Origin of the sequence: Bradyrhizobium sp. AZCC 2262, assembly GCF_036924535.1 — a bacterium.
Lineage (GTDB): Bacteria > Pseudomonadota > Alphaproteobacteria > Rhizobiales > Xanthobacteraceae > Bradyrhizobium.
The window spans coordinates 886498-901248 of the sequence record NZ_JAZHRT010000001.1 but is presented as its reverse complement, the minus strand read 5'-3'; the positions used below and the strand labels follow the sequence as shown (position 1 = coordinate 901248).

Annotated in this window: 15 protein-coding genes and 1 pseudogene; 14 read left to right on the top strand and 2 right to left on the bottom strand. The window is 61.7% G+C overall.

The genetic code is table 11. From position 1 onward, the window contains the following. The first annotated feature begins 5 nt into the window (after positions 1 to 5). The 14 genes and pseudogenes from V1283_RS04095 (at position 6) to V1283_RS04030 (ending at position 12727) form a co-directional block, all read left to right on the top strand. Positions 6 to 476, top strand: coding sequence for a (2Fe-2S)-binding protein (locus V1283_RS04095; RefSeq protein ID WP_334385163.1), 471 nt, complete (start codon positions 6 to 8; stop codon positions 474 to 476). Next, the gene (locus tag V1283_RS04090) at positions 473 to 2614 is read left to right on the top strand and encodes a xanthine dehydrogenase family protein molybdopterin-binding subunit (protein WP_334385161.1); all 2142 of its coding nucleotides are present in this window, start codon (positions 473 to 475) and stop codon (positions 2612 to 2614) included. Before V1283_RS04095 ends, V1283_RS04090 begins: the two co-directional genes overlap by 4 nt. Continuing rightward, positions 2611 to 3330, top strand: a complete 720-nt coding sequence (locus tag V1283_RS04085) for a molybdate ABC transporter substrate-binding protein (RefSeq protein WP_334385160.1) — start codon at positions 2611 to 2613, stop codon at positions 3328 to 3330. Before V1283_RS04090 ends, V1283_RS04085 begins: the two co-directional genes overlap by 4 nt. Before the next feature lie 112 nt (positions 3331 to 3442). Then, positions 3443 to 4186 carry a GntR family transcriptional regulator gene (locus V1283_RS04080; RefSeq protein ID WP_334385159.1) on the top strand — a complete coding sequence of 248 codons (744 nt, stop codon included), beginning with the start codon at positions 3443 to 3445 and terminating at the stop codon, positions 4184 to 4186. A 46-nt stretch (positions 4187 to 4232) separates the two neighbouring features. Further along, a complete protein-coding gene (locus tag V1283_RS04075) occupies positions 4233 to 5234 on the top strand; it encodes a TRAP transporter substrate-binding protein (RefSeq protein ID WP_334385158.1) in 1002 nt (333 codons plus the stop codon). Positions 5235 to 5262: 28 nt separating this feature from the next. Next, a complete protein-coding gene (locus V1283_RS04070; RefSeq protein ID WP_334385157.1) occupies positions 5263 to 5850 on the top strand; it encodes a TRAP transporter small permease in 588 nt (195 codons plus the stop codon). A 5-nt stretch (positions 5851 to 5855) separates the two neighbouring features. After that, positions 5856 to 6191: pseudogene (locus tag V1283_RS04065) on the top strand (TRAP transporter large permease subunit); the annotation flags it as partial. An 88-nt stretch (positions 6192 to 6279) separates the two neighbouring features. Then, positions 6280 to 7146, top strand: a complete 867-nt coding sequence (locus V1283_RS04060) for a TRAP transporter large permease (RefSeq protein ID WP_334392948.1) — start codon at positions 6280 to 6282, stop codon at positions 7144 to 7146. 38 nt (positions 7147 to 7184) lie between these two features. Continuing rightward, on the top strand, positions 7185 to 7871 hold the full coding sequence (locus V1283_RS04055) for a cyclase family protein (protein ID WP_334385156.1): 687 nt from the start codon (positions 7185 to 7187) through the stop codon (positions 7869 to 7871). Between the two features lie 162 nt (positions 7872 to 8033). Next, entirely contained in the window at positions 8034 to 9341 is a 1308-nt protein-coding gene (locus V1283_RS04050) for an ABC transporter substrate-binding protein (RefSeq protein WP_334385155.1), read from the top strand. A gap of 95 nt (positions 9342 to 9436) precedes the next feature. Continuing rightward, a complete protein-coding gene (locus V1283_RS04045) occupies positions 9437 to 10333 on the top strand; it encodes a branched-chain amino acid ABC transporter permease (RefSeq protein ID WP_334385154.1) in 897 nt (298 codons plus the stop codon). After that, on the top strand, positions 10333 to 11322 hold the full coding sequence (locus tag V1283_RS04040; RefSeq protein ID WP_334385153.1) for a branched-chain amino acid ABC transporter permease: 990 nt from the start codon (positions 10333 to 10335) through the stop codon (positions 11320 to 11322). The genes V1283_RS04045 and V1283_RS04040 overlap by 1 nt, the downstream gene beginning before the upstream one ends. Then, complete coding sequence (locus V1283_RS04035; protein ID WP_334385152.1) at positions 11319 to 12065, top strand: ABC transporter ATP-binding protein; 747 nt, start codon at positions 11319 to 11321, stop codon at positions 12063 to 12065. Before V1283_RS04040 ends, V1283_RS04035 begins: the two co-directional genes overlap by 4 nt. Then, positions 12062 to 12727: an ATP-binding cassette domain-containing protein gene (locus V1283_RS04030; RefSeq protein WP_334385151.1), complete on the top strand. Its 666-nt coding sequence runs from the start codon at positions 12062 to 12064 to the stop codon at positions 12725 to 12727. The genes V1283_RS04035 and V1283_RS04030 overlap by 4 nt, the downstream gene beginning before the upstream one ends. Here the strand turns inward: V1283_RS04030 and V1283_RS04025 are convergent. Next, positions 12721 to 12951 (bottom strand): hypothetical protein, encoded by a 231-nt coding sequence (locus V1283_RS04025; RefSeq protein ID WP_334385150.1) that lies wholly within the window; start codon positions 12949 to 12951, stop codon positions 12721 to 12723. The genes V1283_RS04030 and V1283_RS04025 overlap by 7 nt on opposite strands. Positions 12952 to 13097: 146 nt before the next feature. Continuing rightward, entirely contained in the window at positions 13098 to 13832 is a 735-nt protein-coding gene (locus V1283_RS04020) for a Crp/Fnr family transcriptional regulator (protein WP_334385149.1), read from the bottom strand. Positions 13833 to 14751: the final 919 nt, after the last annotated feature.

Genomic DNA, 14751 nt, shown 5'->3' with positions numbered 1-14751 from the left:
CCTCGATGCCGAGCGTTCGATTTCGCCTTAACGGCGCCGAGACGGAAATAGACGCCGATCCCGACCGGTCATTGCTGGATATTCTGCGCGGGCAGCTGGGCATGACCGGACCGCATTTCGGCTGCGGCGCCGGCGAGTGTGGCGCCTGCAACGTGATCGTCGGCGACCGCGCGGTATCCGCCTGCGATACGCCGCTGTGGTCGGTGGCGGACAAGGATGTCACGACGGTCGAAGGGCTGGGAACGGGCGAGCGCCCGCATCCGCTGCAGCGCGCCTTCATCGCCGAGCAGGCGCTGCAATGCGGCTATTGCGTCTCCGGCATCCTGATGAGCGCGGCCGCGTTGTTGAAGCGAAATCCGTCGCCGACAAGCCGGGAGGTGAAGGAAGCGCTCGACCGCAACCTGTGCCGCTGCGGTTCGCATAATCGAATGGTGCGCGCGGTGCTGCGCGCGGCGGAAGAAATGGCGGCAGGATGAACCAGCCGGCCCCCGCTCCCTCCCCGCCCGCACTGCCGGTAAGCCTAGCGGCGAACCCGCAACTGTCGTCTTGGCTGAAATTCTCCAGCACCGGACAGGTAGCGATCTCGCCCGGCAAGGTGGAGATCGGGCAAGGCATCGTGACGGCGCTGGCGCAGATCGCCGCGGACGAGCTCGATGTCGATCTGTCTCGCGTGCAGATGATCCGCGCGTCGACGGCCGCCAGCCCCAATGAGGGCGTTACGTCGGGCAGCCTCTCCATCCAGCAGTCGGGCCGCGCGCTGCGTCATGCCTGCGCGGAAGTTCGCCGGATCTTTCTTCAGCAGGCCGCGGAACGGCTGGGGGTCGATATCGATGCGCTCGACATCGAGGATGGCACCATTTCAGGACCGGGCAATGTCAGAACCAGCTATTGGGAACTTGCCGAAGAAGTGTCGCTCGATCGTGACGCTACGCCGGGCGTAACGCCAAAGATCGCATCGCGGCGGGCGCTGGCCGGGAATTCAATTCAGCGGATCGACATTCCGGACAAGGTTTTGGGCCGGCCGCGATTCATCCACGATCAGGCGTTGGCGGGAATGCTGCATGGCCGCGTGCTGCGGCCGGACAACGCGCGCGCGAAGCTTGTGGAATTGAAGGAGGATTGCGCCCGCGCAGTGCCTGGTCTCGTCGCGATCGCAAGCAACGGCAGTTTTGCCGGTGTCGTCAGCGAGACCGAGCATGGCGCGGAGCTGGCCATTCAAGCCTTGCGCAAAGGCGCGTCCTGGTCAGAGGGCGAGCTGCTGCCCGACGAAAACGATCTGGCTTCATTCCTGAAAGCACAGCCGACGGAATCGACGGTCATCGACAAGAAAACGGCCGCGTCGCCAGGCGAAACGGCGCGGACCATCCGGCGGCAATATACCCGCCCCTACATTGCGCACGCGTCGATCGCTCCATCCTGCGCCATGGCGCAGTGGGACGGCGACCGCGTCCATGTCTGGACCCACAGCCAGGGCGTCTATCTTCTGCGCACCGATCTGGCGCTGGTTCTCAAACTGCCGGCCGAGAACATCACAGTTGAGCATATGGAAGGCGCCGGCTGCTACGGACATAACGCTGCCGACGACGTTGCGCTCGATGCCGTGCTGCTCGCCAAGGAAGCCGGCGGACGGCCGGTACGGGTGCAGTGGTCGCGACAAGGCGAGATGTCGGATGCGCCGTTTGGAGCGGCGATGGCGATCGAGATTGAAGTGGATCTCGATACGCAAGGTGAAATCATCGATTGGCGGCACTCGATCTGGAGCAACGGCCATGCGGCGCGGCCGGGACGCGCGGCACAGCCCGCATTGCTGGCGGGGTTCGAACTGGCGAATCCGTTCCCGCGCATGATCTCGACCAATCCGCCGCAAGCCAATGGCGGCGGTGGCGATCGCAACTCGATCCCACTTTATGATTTTCCATCCTGGCGTATCGAGAGCCATCGCCTGACCACCATGCCGATCCGCACTTCGGCGCTGCGGACGCTTGGTGGCCAGGGCAATGTGTTTGCGATTGAATCCATCCTCGATGAAATCGCTGCCGAGCGCGGCGAGGATCCGGTCGCGTTCCGGCTGCGCCACTTGCGGGATGAGCGGGCAAAAGACGTCATCCGCGCCGTTGCCGCTCGCGCCAGGTGGAAGCCCGGGAAGCAGCCAGGCATCGGTTATGGCGTGGGCTTTGGCCGCTACAAAAACACCGGGGCCTATTGCGCTGTTATCGCCGAGATCGAGGGCGCCGAGGAGATCAGTGTCAGGAAATTGACGCTGGCGGTCGATGTCGGCGAAGCGATCAATCCCGACGGCGTCATCAACCAGATCGAGGGCGGCGCCATTCAAGCCACGAGCTGGGTGCTGAAGGAACGCGTCCGCTTCGATCGGCAACGCATCACCAGTACGAGCTGGACGGAATATCCGATCCTGCGCTTCAGTGAGGTTCCGGAGGTCGAGGTTGAGGTGATCCAGCGACCTGAAATCGACCCGGTCGGCGCCGGCGAGGCTGCCCATGGTCCGGTTACATCAGCCATCGCCAACGCCGTGTTCGACGCGCTTGGCGTGCGGGTGCGCGATCTGCCGATCACGCGCGCCAGGATCATTGCCGCAATGGAATTGACCTCATGAGCAGCGTGAACATCCTGAGCGGCGGTGCGGCGCATGGCCTGGTCGGAAGCCTTGCAGCAGCCTTCAAGGCCCAAACCGGCTTCGAGATTGCAGGCGAGTTTGGTGCGGTCGGTGTCATGGCTGACAAATTGCGCAAGGGTACGCCGGCAGACATCATCGTCTTGACCGCGACGCTTGTCGCCAAACTGGCGGAGGAGAAGCTGGTGGTCGCCACGTCGATCGCCGATGTCGGCCTGGTCGAGACCGCCCTCGCCGTTCGCACCGGCGATCCCCAAGCCGTCGTCAGGGATGCCGCTGATTTGCGCGAGGCCTTGCTGGCGTCGGACGCGATCTTCGTACCGGACACCAAAGCGTCGACCGCCGGAATTCACGTTGCAAATGTCCTTGATCGGCTCGGTATCGCCGACGAGATTGCCAGCCGGCTCAGGATCTTCCCGAATGGCGCTACGGCGATGCGCGAACTGGCGGCGTCCGAGGCGCGGCGCCCGATCGGGTGCACGCAATCGACCGAGATCATCAGCACCAAAGGCGTGATCTTGTCCGGATCACTGCCGCCGGGCTGCGAACTTGCAACGATGTACACGGCGGGCATCACGAGCGCCGCCGCCCACTCGCGACAAGCGCAGGAACTGATCAACCTGTTGATCGGTGCCGAACAACATCAACAGCGAAAGCGCGCCGGCTTCGTCAGCGGCCAGGACCAGGCTCCAACGTAGAGCTTCAATTATTCGACGAGCCGTCCGGGCACACAGCCAAAACCACCGCGCGGCTCGATTTTCGGTTGTCAAAACCAATTCATATACTAATATATCAATTGAGAAAACAGCCATGCCCGCTCGTGCATCGAAAAAGACAGATCCTTCGGTTCGCCGAATGGCCGCCGGCACCCGCCGCAGCGGCAGACCGCGCGCGGCAACCGCAGCGTCCAGGATCTATTCCGATCTTCGGGTCGAACTGGTGTCGCTGCAGCGCCGGCCCGGCGAAGCCATCTCGGAGACGCAGATCGCGCTCTCCTACGGGGTAAGCCGCACCCCCGTGCGCGAGGCCATCCTCAAATTATCGGATGAAGGCCTGCTCGAAATCTATCCCCAGTCCGGCATCTTCGTCTCGCGCATTCCGGTCGCAGCGCTGCCGGAGGCCATCATCATCCGCAAGGCGCTGGAGGAAACCACCGCGCGGCTCGCCGCGGAACGCGCGACGTCGAGCCAGATACTGGCGCTGCAGTCGATCCTGGAACGCCAGCGCGAGGCCAGCGCCGCCGGAGACAGCGACACGTTCCATCAGGCCGACGAAATGTTTCATGCTACAGTCGCCGATGTCGCAGGCTATCCCGGAATCTGGAAATATATCCAGCAGGTGAAGGTCCACGTCGATCGCTACCGCCGGCTGACCCTGCCCCAGCGCGGCCGGATCGCAAAGGTGATCGTCGAACACGAGGCGGTGCTGACAGCGATCGAGGCGCATGACGCAGAGGGCGCAAGGCGGGCGATGGAAATCCACCTCGAAAGCCTGCTCGAGAACATCTCGGTCACTCAACATATCAATCCGGAGTACTTCGACGAGCGACCCTAGAGTTCGAAAAGTCCATAAAACGATAAACAACATCAGGAGGAACACCATGAAACGCCGCGACTTCATCAAGTTGAGCGCAGGGCTCGGGGCCACGATGGCGGCCACGACGCCGCTTTCATCCGCATTTGCTCAAACGAAAATGGTGCTGAAGGCATCGGACGTTCATCCGCTCGGCTATCCGACGGTCGAAGCCGTCGTCCGGATGGGCAAGAAACTGGAAGCGGCGACCAATGGCCGGCTGACGATCCAGATGTTCCCGTCGATGCAGCTCGGCGGCGAAAAGGAAATGATCGAGCAGGCCCAGCTCGGCGCGCTGCAAATCGCCCGTATTTCGGTCGGCGCCGTCGGCCCCGTCGTGGACGACGTTAACGTCTTCAACATGCCGTTTGTCTTCCGTAACTCCAAGCATATGGAGAAGGTGATCGACGGCGAGATCGGCGACGAATTGCTGGCGAAGATTTCCGCGAACGAAAAGACCGGCCTGATCGCGCTGTGCTGGATGAATGCCGGCTCGCGCAACGTCTACAACAACAAGCGGCCGGTCCGGACCATTGCCGACCTCAAGGGCCTCAAGGTCCGCATGATGGGCAATCCGCTCTTCGTCGACACCATGAACGCGCTGGGTGGCAACGGCGTCGCGTTGGGCTTTGATCAGGTCTTCAGCTCGATGCAAACAGGCGTGGTCGACGGCGCGGAGAACAATCCGCCATCGTTCATGGCGCAGAACCATTATCAGGTAGCCAAGTATTTCACGATGACCGAGCACCTGATCATTCCGGAGCTTTTGGTGTTCTCGCGCATCTCCTGGCAAAAGCTGTCGCCGGAAGATCAGGCGCTGATCAAGAAACTTTCAAAGGAGACGCAAGCCGAGCAGCGCGTGCTCTGGTATGAAGCGGAGAATGCTGCCATCGAGAAAATGAAGGCCGCCGGCACCGAGATCATCACCGACATCGACAAGAAGCCGTTCCAGGATGCGGTCAAGCCGGTCTGGGACAAGTACGGCGCCAAGTATGCCGCCATGGTCAAGCGCATCGAGGCGGTCAACTAGGCTGGGCTTGCGGTCTTTGAGTGGCCGGATGTGCGTTCCGGCTGCTCTCTGCCCGCAGGATCGATTCGAAGCGCCGTTACTTTCCGAGGTCAAAATGTCCGATTCTGGAGCCGGCGTTTTCCGGCGTGTGGTCGATGTGGTCTATTGGACGGGCGCCATTGTCGCGTGCGTGGCGCTCGTCCTGGTTTCCGCGGTCATTCCGTGGGCAGTTTATACCCGGTATATCCTGAACAGCGCTTCGTCATGGCCGGAACCGATGGCAGTGTTGCTGACCGTCGGCATCACCTTCATCGGCTCAGCCAACTGTTACCGACAGCGCATTCATATGAATATGACCGTTGGTACCGATTTGCTGCCACCGCTGTTGCGCCGCGCCTCGCTGTTCCTGAGCGAAATATTGATGGGTGTGATTGCGATCTTCATGGTGGTGTGGGGGCTGCGGCTCGTTCACACCACCTGGGGCAATTCGGTGGATGAATTCCCATGGCTGTCGGTCGGCATCACATATCTACCGATCGTGGTCAGCGGCGCCATGATGCTCCTTTTCGTCGTCGAACGCCTTACCATCGGGCCACCGCCGCGTGACGGTGCTGACGCCCACGTACCGGTCGAGTAATTCCCATGGATATCGCCGTTCTCCTCCTCAGCATGTGTTTCTTCTTCGCGATCGGCATGCCGATAGCCTACGCGCTGGCGTTGTCGTCGCTCGTGGGCGCGCTCTGGATCGACCTGCCGGTCGGCGCGGTCATGCAGCAATTCGCCAGCGGCGTGGGCAAGGTCTCGATGCTGACCATCCCGTTCTTCGTGCTGGCGGGCGCCATCATGGCCGAGGGCGGCATGGCCAAGCGGCTGGTCGACTTTGCGGCCGTCGTCGTCGGATTCACGCGGATGCGGGGCGGCCTCTCGCAGGTCAACATTCTCGCGACCACGATCATGAGCGGCATCTCGGGATCGTCGGTCGCCGATACTTCCGCGATCGGCTCGGTGATGATCCCCCAGATGGCGGCGAAGGGCGTATCCACGGGTATTCGCGACCAACGTAACCATCAGCGCCTCGCTGCAGGCCATCATCATTCCGCCGAGCCACAATTCAGTGATCTATTCGCTGGCCACCGGCGGCGTGGTTTCGATCACCAGCCTTTTCCTGGCCGGCGTGATTCCAGGATTGCTGCTGGGCTTCTCGCTGATGCTGCTCTGCCTGTTCTACGCCTATCGCGACAAGCATCCCAAGGGCGAGCCCGTGCCGATCCGACAGGCTATCAGGATGCTTGGTGACGCCGTATGGGGGATCGTGACGCTGGTGATCGTACTGGGCGGCATCCTCACTGGCGTCTTCACGCCGATCGAGGCCGGTGCGGTCGCCTGTGTCTGGGCGTTCTTCGTCACGATGTTCATCTATCGCGACTACAAATGGTCCGAACTGCCGCTACTGGTCTACAAGACGCTGCAGACTGTGGCGATGGTGCTGACGCTGGTGGCCACCGCGTCATGCTTCGGTTATGTCGCCGCCCTGATGCAGATGCCGGCGAAGATGACCGAGTTCTTCGTCGCTATATCGAGCAATAAATATGTGCTGCTGATGTGGTTGAACATCATGCTGCTGGTGCTGGGAACGGCGCTCGACCTCGCGCCCTTGTTGCTGATCTGCACGCCAATCCTGCTGCCCGTCGTGAAGAGTTTTGGCATCGACCCCGTGCATTTCGGCATCGTCATGCTGCTCAATCTCGGCATCGGCCTGCTGACGCCGCCGGTGGGGACGACGCTATTCGTCGGCTGCGCCATCGGCAAGGTTTCGGTCGATGAAGTGATGCGCGGCATCTGGCCATTCTATTATGTGATGTTTACGGTGCTGATGATCGTGACCTACGTGCCTTGGCTGTCGCTGGCGCTGCCGAGGGCGTTCGGGTTCTAGAACAGGCGCCGCAGTTCGCGGGCAGAGGAGATTTTTCCGTGAAGATCGTCGACCTCAGCCGCGAGCTCTATCACCGCACGCCGAGCTATCCCGGCCACCCGCCCGTCATGCACGGCGTCTGGAAGACCCACGAAGAATCCTTTGCTGAGTCCGGGAATGTGCACGGGCTGGCGTCGATGTTCATCTCCATGGTGGACCACGCCGGCACCCACATCGACGCGCCCAGGCATTTCGGCAAGAGCGGCATATCCATCGATGAGTATCCGCTGGAAAAGTGCATCGTGCCGGGCATCTGCATTGATCTCCGCCACATTGCGCCGCGCGCCGAGATTACGCCTGCCGATCTCGAGGTGGCGGTGACGAAGGCCGGCGCGCCGGTGCCGAGAGGCGGCACCGTGCTGCTCTGCACCGGTCACCACGAGCGAACATTCCCCCGCAAGGAATATTCGAGCGACAATTCCGGCGTGAACGTCGCCGCCACCGAATGGCTGGCGCAGCAGGGCATCGTGCATTTCGGCATCGATTCGATGCGGCCGGGACCCGAGGGCAAGGTGAATGCCCTCGTCCACAAGGCCTGTCTCGACCTCGACATCACCCATATCGAGAGCCTGTGCAATCTCGAAACCCTGCTTGGTCGCGGCCAGTTCACCTTCATCGGCCTGCCGATGAAGTGGCGCGGCGGGACGGCGTCGCCGATCCGCGCGGTTGCAGTGTTCGATATGTGAGCATCGTCAAAGAACGGTAACAGGCCGTCCGCCCCCACTCCCTTCTTGGCGCGTATAGACGCGCCGTCAAAGCTTGCCTAAACTCCCGTCAATGAGGGCCGACGCTGGCTAAACGGCGCGGATAATCGGGCGGGAACAACCGCCGACACCAGGGAGGAGATCATGGACCGTTCTCGGCGGATCAATTGCGCTGTCATACTCGCATCCGTCGCCGCGGCGTCGTTGACGCTGGCGGCCCCGGCATCTGCACAGGAAACTTTCAAACTCGGCATCGTGACGTTCCTCTCCGGGCCGGCGGCGGATAGTTTTGGTGTTCCCGCCCGTAACGGCGCGCAGTTCGTCATCGATCAGTTGAACAAGGGGGCGGCCCCCTCGCCTTACGAGAAGGTCGGCTTCGGCGGTATGAAGATCGAGCCTGTCATCATCGACGAAAACGGCGGCGCCACCAAGCAGGTGCAGGAGCTGCGTAACCTCTACCAGCGCGACAATGTCGACGTCGTGCTCGGCTATATCGGCTCTGGCGACTGCCTTGCCGTCGCGCCGATCGCCGAAGAGCTGAAGAAGATGCTGGTGCTGATGGATTGCGGAACGCCGCGCATTTTCGAAGACAGCAAATACAACTACGTGTTCCGCACTGCCGCCCATGCCACGATGGATAATGTCGGCCTCATCAGGTACATGAAGGCCAAGAACATCAAGATGACGACGCTTTCGGCAATCAACCAGGATTACGCCTGGGGCCAGGACAGCCGGGCCGACTTCGTCGCTGCAGCCGAACAGCTCTATCCCGGCGTCAAGGTTCAGACGGATCTGCTGCCCAAGTTCGGCGCTGGGCAATACGGCACCGAAATTTCTGCGCTGGTGGGGGCCGGCTCCGACGTGGTCTATTCCAGCCTATGGGGCGGCGATTTGCAGGCTTTCGTCCTGCAGTCGGCCCCCCGCGGGCTGCCGAAGCGTAGCCAGCTCGTGTTCAGCGCCGCCGACCATGTGCTGCCGCCGCTCGGCGACAAGATGCCCGACGGCACCATTATCGGCGCGCGCGGCGCCTACGGCCTGATGTCGCAGAAATCGCCGCTGAACGATTGGCTGTTCAAGGGATACGAGGCCGCCAACGGCGTCTATCCGGTCCAGGCCTCCTATCGCATGACGCAGGCGATTCTTGGATTGAAAGCCGCGGTCGAAAAAGCCATGAGCAAGAACGGCGGAAAGAAGCCTTCGACCGATGAAATGGTCGCGGCAATGACCGGTCTCGAGTGGCCGTCGCCCGGCGGACTCATTCAGATGAAGCTCGCCGACGGCCATCAAGCGATCCAGCCGATCGCCTTCAGCCGCACCAAATACAATCCGGATCTCAAGCGGGTCGATCTGGTCGATATCCAGTACTTCGCCGCCGAATGCGTCAACCCGCCCCCGGGCGTAAAGGCGATCGACTGGATCAAGGGCGGCATGCAGGGCGCCAAGTGCAATTAGGCCGCATTGGCATCCAATGAGTACACGAGGCGGCGCGTGATTAAGCTCCGCGCCGCCTTTTTCTGCCCACCGACAACCCGCGTGACGCCACCGCCATGAATTTCTTTCTGACGATCATTCTCGATGGCCTGATTCAGGCCTCGTGGCTGTTCATCGTCGCCCTTGGGCTAACGCTGGTATTCGGCGTATTGAAGATCCTCAACATCGCCCATGGCAGCTTCTACGCCCTCGGCGCCTATATCGCGGCAACCGCGGTGACCATGGTCGCCGCGCGCGGCCTCCCCCCAAGTGTTGGTTTCGTCGCCATGCTGCTCTCGGTGGCGCTGATCGCCTCCGCCGTCGGACTTGTGCTGGAACGCGGCCTCCTGAAAATGTTTTACGGCCGCGACGAAGTGGTACTGCTGCTGGTGACCTATGCCGTGTTTCTGATCCTTGAAGACGTCACCAAGCTGATCTGGGGCGTCAATCCGATCTATGCGACGCAGCCATATGAGCTGTTCGGCAATGTCGAATTCGCCGGGCTCTATTACGTCGGCTACGATCTGGTGCTGATCCCGATTTCGGCCGCGATCGGCTTTGCGATCTGGTTCGGCCTCAACCGCACCGTGATCGGAAAGATCGTGCTCGCCGTGATACACAATGAGGAAATGAGCGTCAGCATGGGCGTGCGGGTCAACCGCGTCTATGCGATCGCTTTCGCGTTCGGCGTCCTGCTCGCAGCCCTCGCCGGTGCCCTGACCGCGCCGAAAATATCGATGCAGCCGGGCCTCAGCTCGGACGTCATCATCCTGAGCTTCGCCATCGTCGTGATCGGAGGGCTGGGCAGCGTCGAGGGCGCGGCCGTCGGCGCGATTCTGGTTGGGCTGGCGCGCGCGGCTTCGGTGCATCTCATGCCGCAAGCCGAACTGTTCGTGATCTATTTGATCATGGCGGCAGTGCTGATGTTTCGCCCCGAGGGTCTGTTCAAGCGCGAGACGGCAAGGCGGATCTGATGAGGAAGGACCTGCATCCCCTGGTCATGATCGCCCTTGTCGCCGGCGTGACGCTGTTCGGCCGCGTGCTGCCGACCTGGACCTTGTCGCTGGCGACGATTGCCGCCTCCAACGCGCTGATCGCCCTTGGCATCGTCGTGCTGGCGCGCACCGGCAACGTCTCGTTCGGCCAAGGCCTGTTCTTTGCCGCCGGCGGTTATGGCGTGGCGCTGATCGCCAACGCCTGGGGCCTCACCGACGCGGTAGCGCAGGTGATCGTCGGCGCGGCTTGCGGCGGCCTGCTCGGCCTGGTCATCGGGCCGTTGATCGCGCGCTACAGCGGGATTTTCTTTGGCATGCTGACCTTGGCGCTATCGATGGTGTTTTACGGCGCGCTGGTGAAATCGACCGCGCTTGGCGGCTCCGACGGCTTCAATGTCGGGCGGCCGAGCCTGTTTGGCATGAGCTTCACCGATCCGCGCGAAGCCGACTTCATGCTGTATGCCGTCTCGGTCATCGTGACCGGATTTGCCGGCATCGCCACGACCATCCTGTTCCGGTCCGAATTTGGCCTTGCCAGCCTGGCGGTGCGCGAAAACAATCTGCGAGTGGAGTATCTCGGCCTCTCGGCCAACCGGATCATATCGATCAACTTCCTGATCGCCGCGATCTTCGCCGGCGCCAGCGGCGCCTTTGCCCTGATGGCGCAGCGGCATATCGATCCGCAATTCGCATACTGGACCACGTCGGGCGAATTCGTCTTCGTGGCGGTGCTTGCCGGTAACCAGAGCGTGGCCGCCGTCTTCGTCGCCTCGATGGCGCTGGAGCTGGTCCGTTCGTTTTCGAATCTCTATTTGCCCAACACCTGGCAGCTCGTGCTCGGCGTCTTCCTCCTGGGCGTCATTCTGTTTCTGCCGCGTGGCATCGGTTCGCTCTGGATCAGGGACCGGCATAAGCAGCACATCCCGGCGACGGCCCCCCTCACCGCCGAACGGGGAGCCGCACCGTGAACCCGGCTCTTTCGGTGCGCCAGCTCGAGAAGCGCTTTGGCGCGGTGGTTGCGGCCGATGCGCTTACCCTCGATATTCCGGCCGGTCAGAAGATCAGCCTGATCGGCGCCAACGGCGCAGGCAAAACCACCTTCGTCAATATGGTCACCGGCTATCTGAAACCCGACAACGGGACGATCCTGCTCGACGGAATTGACATCGGCAGATGTTCGCCACGAAGCGTCGCCCGGCTTGGCATCTCCCGCTCCTTTCAGATTCCGCAACTGTTTGTCGAGCTCACCGCCGCCGAAAATCTCACTGTGGCGATTTCCGGCATCGGCACACGAATGTCACTCCGGGCGCCTGCGGAGGCCCAAGGCCGCCGCGACAACGCGGTCGAGTTGCTGGAACGCTTTGGCCTTGCCGATCTGGCCGATCGCCCGATCTCGGAGCTTGCGGGTGGCGTGCGCAAATTGATCGACATCGCCATGGCACTGGTGCGTCGTCCGAAACTACTGCTGCTGGATGAGCCAACCTCCGGCGTATCGGCGGAAGAAAAATTCACGACCATGGACCGCGTGATCCACGCCGTCGCGCCCGACGCAGCAACCGTCGTATTCGTCGAGCACGACATGGAAATCGTCAGCCGCTATGCCGATCGCGTGGTCGCGTTCTATCAGGGTCGGATTCTGGCCGACGGGGTGCCCGCCGAGGTCCTGAATAATCAGGAAGTGCGCCGCTACGTCACCGGGGGCGCGCGATGAGCGACGTGGCGCCCTTGCTCGCAATCGACAATCTCGTCGTCGAGATCCAGTCGATGCCGGCATTGCGCGGCTTTACCATGCACGTCGCGAAAGGCGCCATGGTCAGTCTGGTGGGCCGCAACGGCGCGGGCAAGACGACGCTGATGCGTTCGATCATGGGGCACCTCACGCCGGCCAGGGGCATGGTGCGGTTCGAAGGCAAAGACCTGTCGTCCCGTCCCCGCCATGCGCGCGCGGCACTCGGAATCGGCTATATGCCGGAAGACCGCTGCCTGGTGCCTCAGTTGACGGTCGAGGAAAACATCATGTTGCCGTTGTGGGTAGCAGAACATCTCGACCGCAAGGCCCGGCTCGAATTCGTCTATGAGGTGATCGGCGAACTCACCGAGATGCGCCAGCGCAAGGCGCTATTGCTGAGCGGCGGGCAGCAAAAGCTGGTCGCGCTCGGCCGGGCGCTTGCCATTGGCACCAAATGCCTGCTGCTCGACGAGCCGTTCGAAGGCATCGCGCCAGCGCTGTCGGAACGGCTGTCGGAGGTGCTTGCATCCCTCAAGGGCAAGGACCTGACCTTGCTGATGTCGCAATCGGACCTCAATCACTCGCGTGGGCTGATTGACGTGGAATTCACAATCGAGCGTGGCGCCAATCCCGCGGGTCAATGAACCTTGGCAGTCCGGACATCACCGGCGGGCTTGGCCGGAGCGAGGTACGGCCCGACAAATTCGGCCTCAACGGCATCCGATATCCATCTGGATATCTGGGGGTGGGTGACCGCAAATCCAATCAGCGCGACCAAGACGAGGATCGGCATCGCAAATAGCTTGATGGTCCAATTCCGATAGACGCCGTGGCTGTCTCGGGGCTGCTTGTCTAACGGACCCTGCACGGACGCCTTCAGTTACGGATGTCCCATCCGGGGAATTGCTTAGTGCCATACAGATAGGGCTTGTGTGAATTGCTTCACACGCTCGCGTCATTCACCGGTTTGTGTGAACGCCGCCAGTCCGGCCCGCGGTCGCGGCAGTGAGATACTTATTCGCCGTCGTGCCCGGACCCTGCTTCTGCAGTCTCACGAAGCATCTCGGCATTCAGCACAACAATGGCACCGTGCTCGAGACGCACCCAATCGCGGCCTGCCCAGGCACGCAACTGCTTGTTGATGCTCTCCCGGGTCATGCCGACCATCTCGCTGATCTCCTGCTGCGTGATCGCGATGGTCCGGCCCTGCGCGGCAGAGTTGTGCTTTTCGGACAGGCGAAGCAGCGCACTGGCCAGCCGTCCTGGCAGATTCTGCAGGATAATCTGCTCGACCTGATCGCTGGTCGATCGCAACCGATCGCAGAGCAATTCGATGAATTTCATTGCCAATGCTGGTTGAGCCTTCACAAAGGGGATGAATTCGCGCCGGTCGATGACGAAGAGTTCGCAATTGCTGTTTGCGATGGCGTCGGTCGAGCGGTCTTGTCCGTCGAGCAGCGCGATCTCGCCAAAAATTTCCCCAGGCCCAACGATGTTCAGGATCGCGTTGCGGCCATCCGGCGAGGAAATGCTCATCTTTACCGTACCCGAAATGACCGCGTACAGGCTGTGGCCGGGGTCGCCTTTGGAAAACAGCGTGGTCCCCCGCTTCAGCGTGGAGTGTTTGGCGTAACGGCAGAGCTGCTCGAACGCCTCCGGCTCGAGGTCGGCAAAAATCGGGTGCTTGCGCAAGACCGACAGTTTGCTGCTCGAGAACCCGTGAGCTTCACCCGTCCTTTGTTGAGGCACGTTAGTCAAACTCCAGAGAAAGCTGCGGGGGATGCAGCCCTTCCGTAATCAACGCCGGTGAACTTTTCAACCGGAAAGCATCAAAACGCGTCGATTTGGCGGCCGGAAGGCGAAAACAATGCTCAGCGTTAACGCTCCAATAACCGTGGAACCTGCGACAAATAGTACACCCAATCCAGCCGAGGCGCTTGCCGCTACAGCATGCATCCGCCGGCCAATACGGTAGCAACCCTCAACAGGTTGACGGAGCCGTGGCCCGTCCCGATTCCTGATAGCCGGAAACAGTATCACAAACGGGGGCCATAAAGCCGTAAACCAAGTCCGTCACGTGGAAATATCCGGATGCCGCAAGAACAACTCCTTCGGCGTGGGTAAGAGACCTGCGATCGATCTTCCCGAAAACGTCACTCCGAGTCCGATTGCCGCAAAAATAGCCGCCGCCAGCCGTGAACGCCGATGGAGACGCCAACGCCTGACAGGCTCGAGGGCGCTAACATCGTCACGCAACCGTCGGCGGTGGCAATGCCGTCCGATCGGCGGAAATCATCTCCACAAGACTCCGACGAACGGACGTTATATCGCGCTCACAGCCTGTCCCGGTTTGCAAGAATTATCCGTCTGTCGGGATGCGTTGGATTTCGGGCTGGGAAGATTGGACGTCATTCGGTCTTTACGTCGCGGTCGCAACGCCGGCCTCCGCGCAGGAGGTTGTCTACAATCCGGGCTACTGTGCGCAGTTCTATCCGAACGCGAACTGCCAGAACAAAGCAGCTAACAGTCCCATATACCGGCGACTACCAGCAGCGTAACCAGATTCGCGGAGCTTACGCGTGGGGCGCCGGTCCCTGTGCGATGGGCGCCGAGTACTACGTTGGCCGCGGCGGCCCCCATTACGCCTGCTACTGACTGGAGACAGGCC

What these genes read in the sequence shown, in the direction of transcription:
- V1283_RS04095 (WP_334385163.1), top strand. Translation starts at nt 6, where the DNA reads ATGCCGAGCGTTCGATTTCGCCTTAACGGCGCCGAGACGGAAATAGAC.
- V1283_RS04090 (WP_334385161.1), top strand. Translation starts at nt 473, where the DNA reads ATGAACCAGCCGGCCCCCGCTCCCTCCCCGCCCGCACTGCCGGTAAGC.
- V1283_RS04085 (WP_334385160.1), top strand. Translation starts at nt 2,611, where the DNA reads ATGAGCAGCGTGAACATCCTGAGCGGCGGTGCGGCGCATGGCCTGGTC.
- V1283_RS04080 (WP_334385159.1), top strand. Translation starts at nt 3,443, where the DNA reads ATGCCCGCTCGTGCATCGAAAAAGACAGATCCTTCGGTTCGCCGAATG.
- V1283_RS04075 (WP_334385158.1), top strand. Translation starts at nt 4,233, where the DNA reads ATGAAACGCCGCGACTTCATCAAGTTGAGCGCAGGGCTCGGGGCCACG.
- V1283_RS04070 (WP_334385157.1), top strand. Translation starts at nt 5,263, where the DNA reads ATGTGCGTTCCGGCTGCTCTCTGCCCGCAGGATCGATTCGAAGCGCCG.
- V1283_RS04050 (WP_334385155.1), top strand. Translation starts at nt 8,034, where the DNA reads ATGGACCGTTCTCGGCGGATCAATTGCGCTGTCATACTCGCATCCGTC.
- V1283_RS04045 (WP_334385154.1), top strand. Translation starts at nt 9,437, where the DNA reads ATGAATTTCTTTCTGACGATCATTCTCGATGGCCTGATTCAGGCCTCG.
- V1283_RS04040 (WP_334385153.1), top strand. Translation starts at nt 10,333, where the DNA reads ATGAGGAAGGACCTGCATCCCCTGGTCATGATCGCCCTTGTCGCCGGC.
- V1283_RS04030 (WP_334385151.1), top strand. Translation starts at nt 12,062, where the DNA reads ATGAGCGACGTGGCGCCCTTGCTCGCAATCGACAATCTCGTCGTCGAG.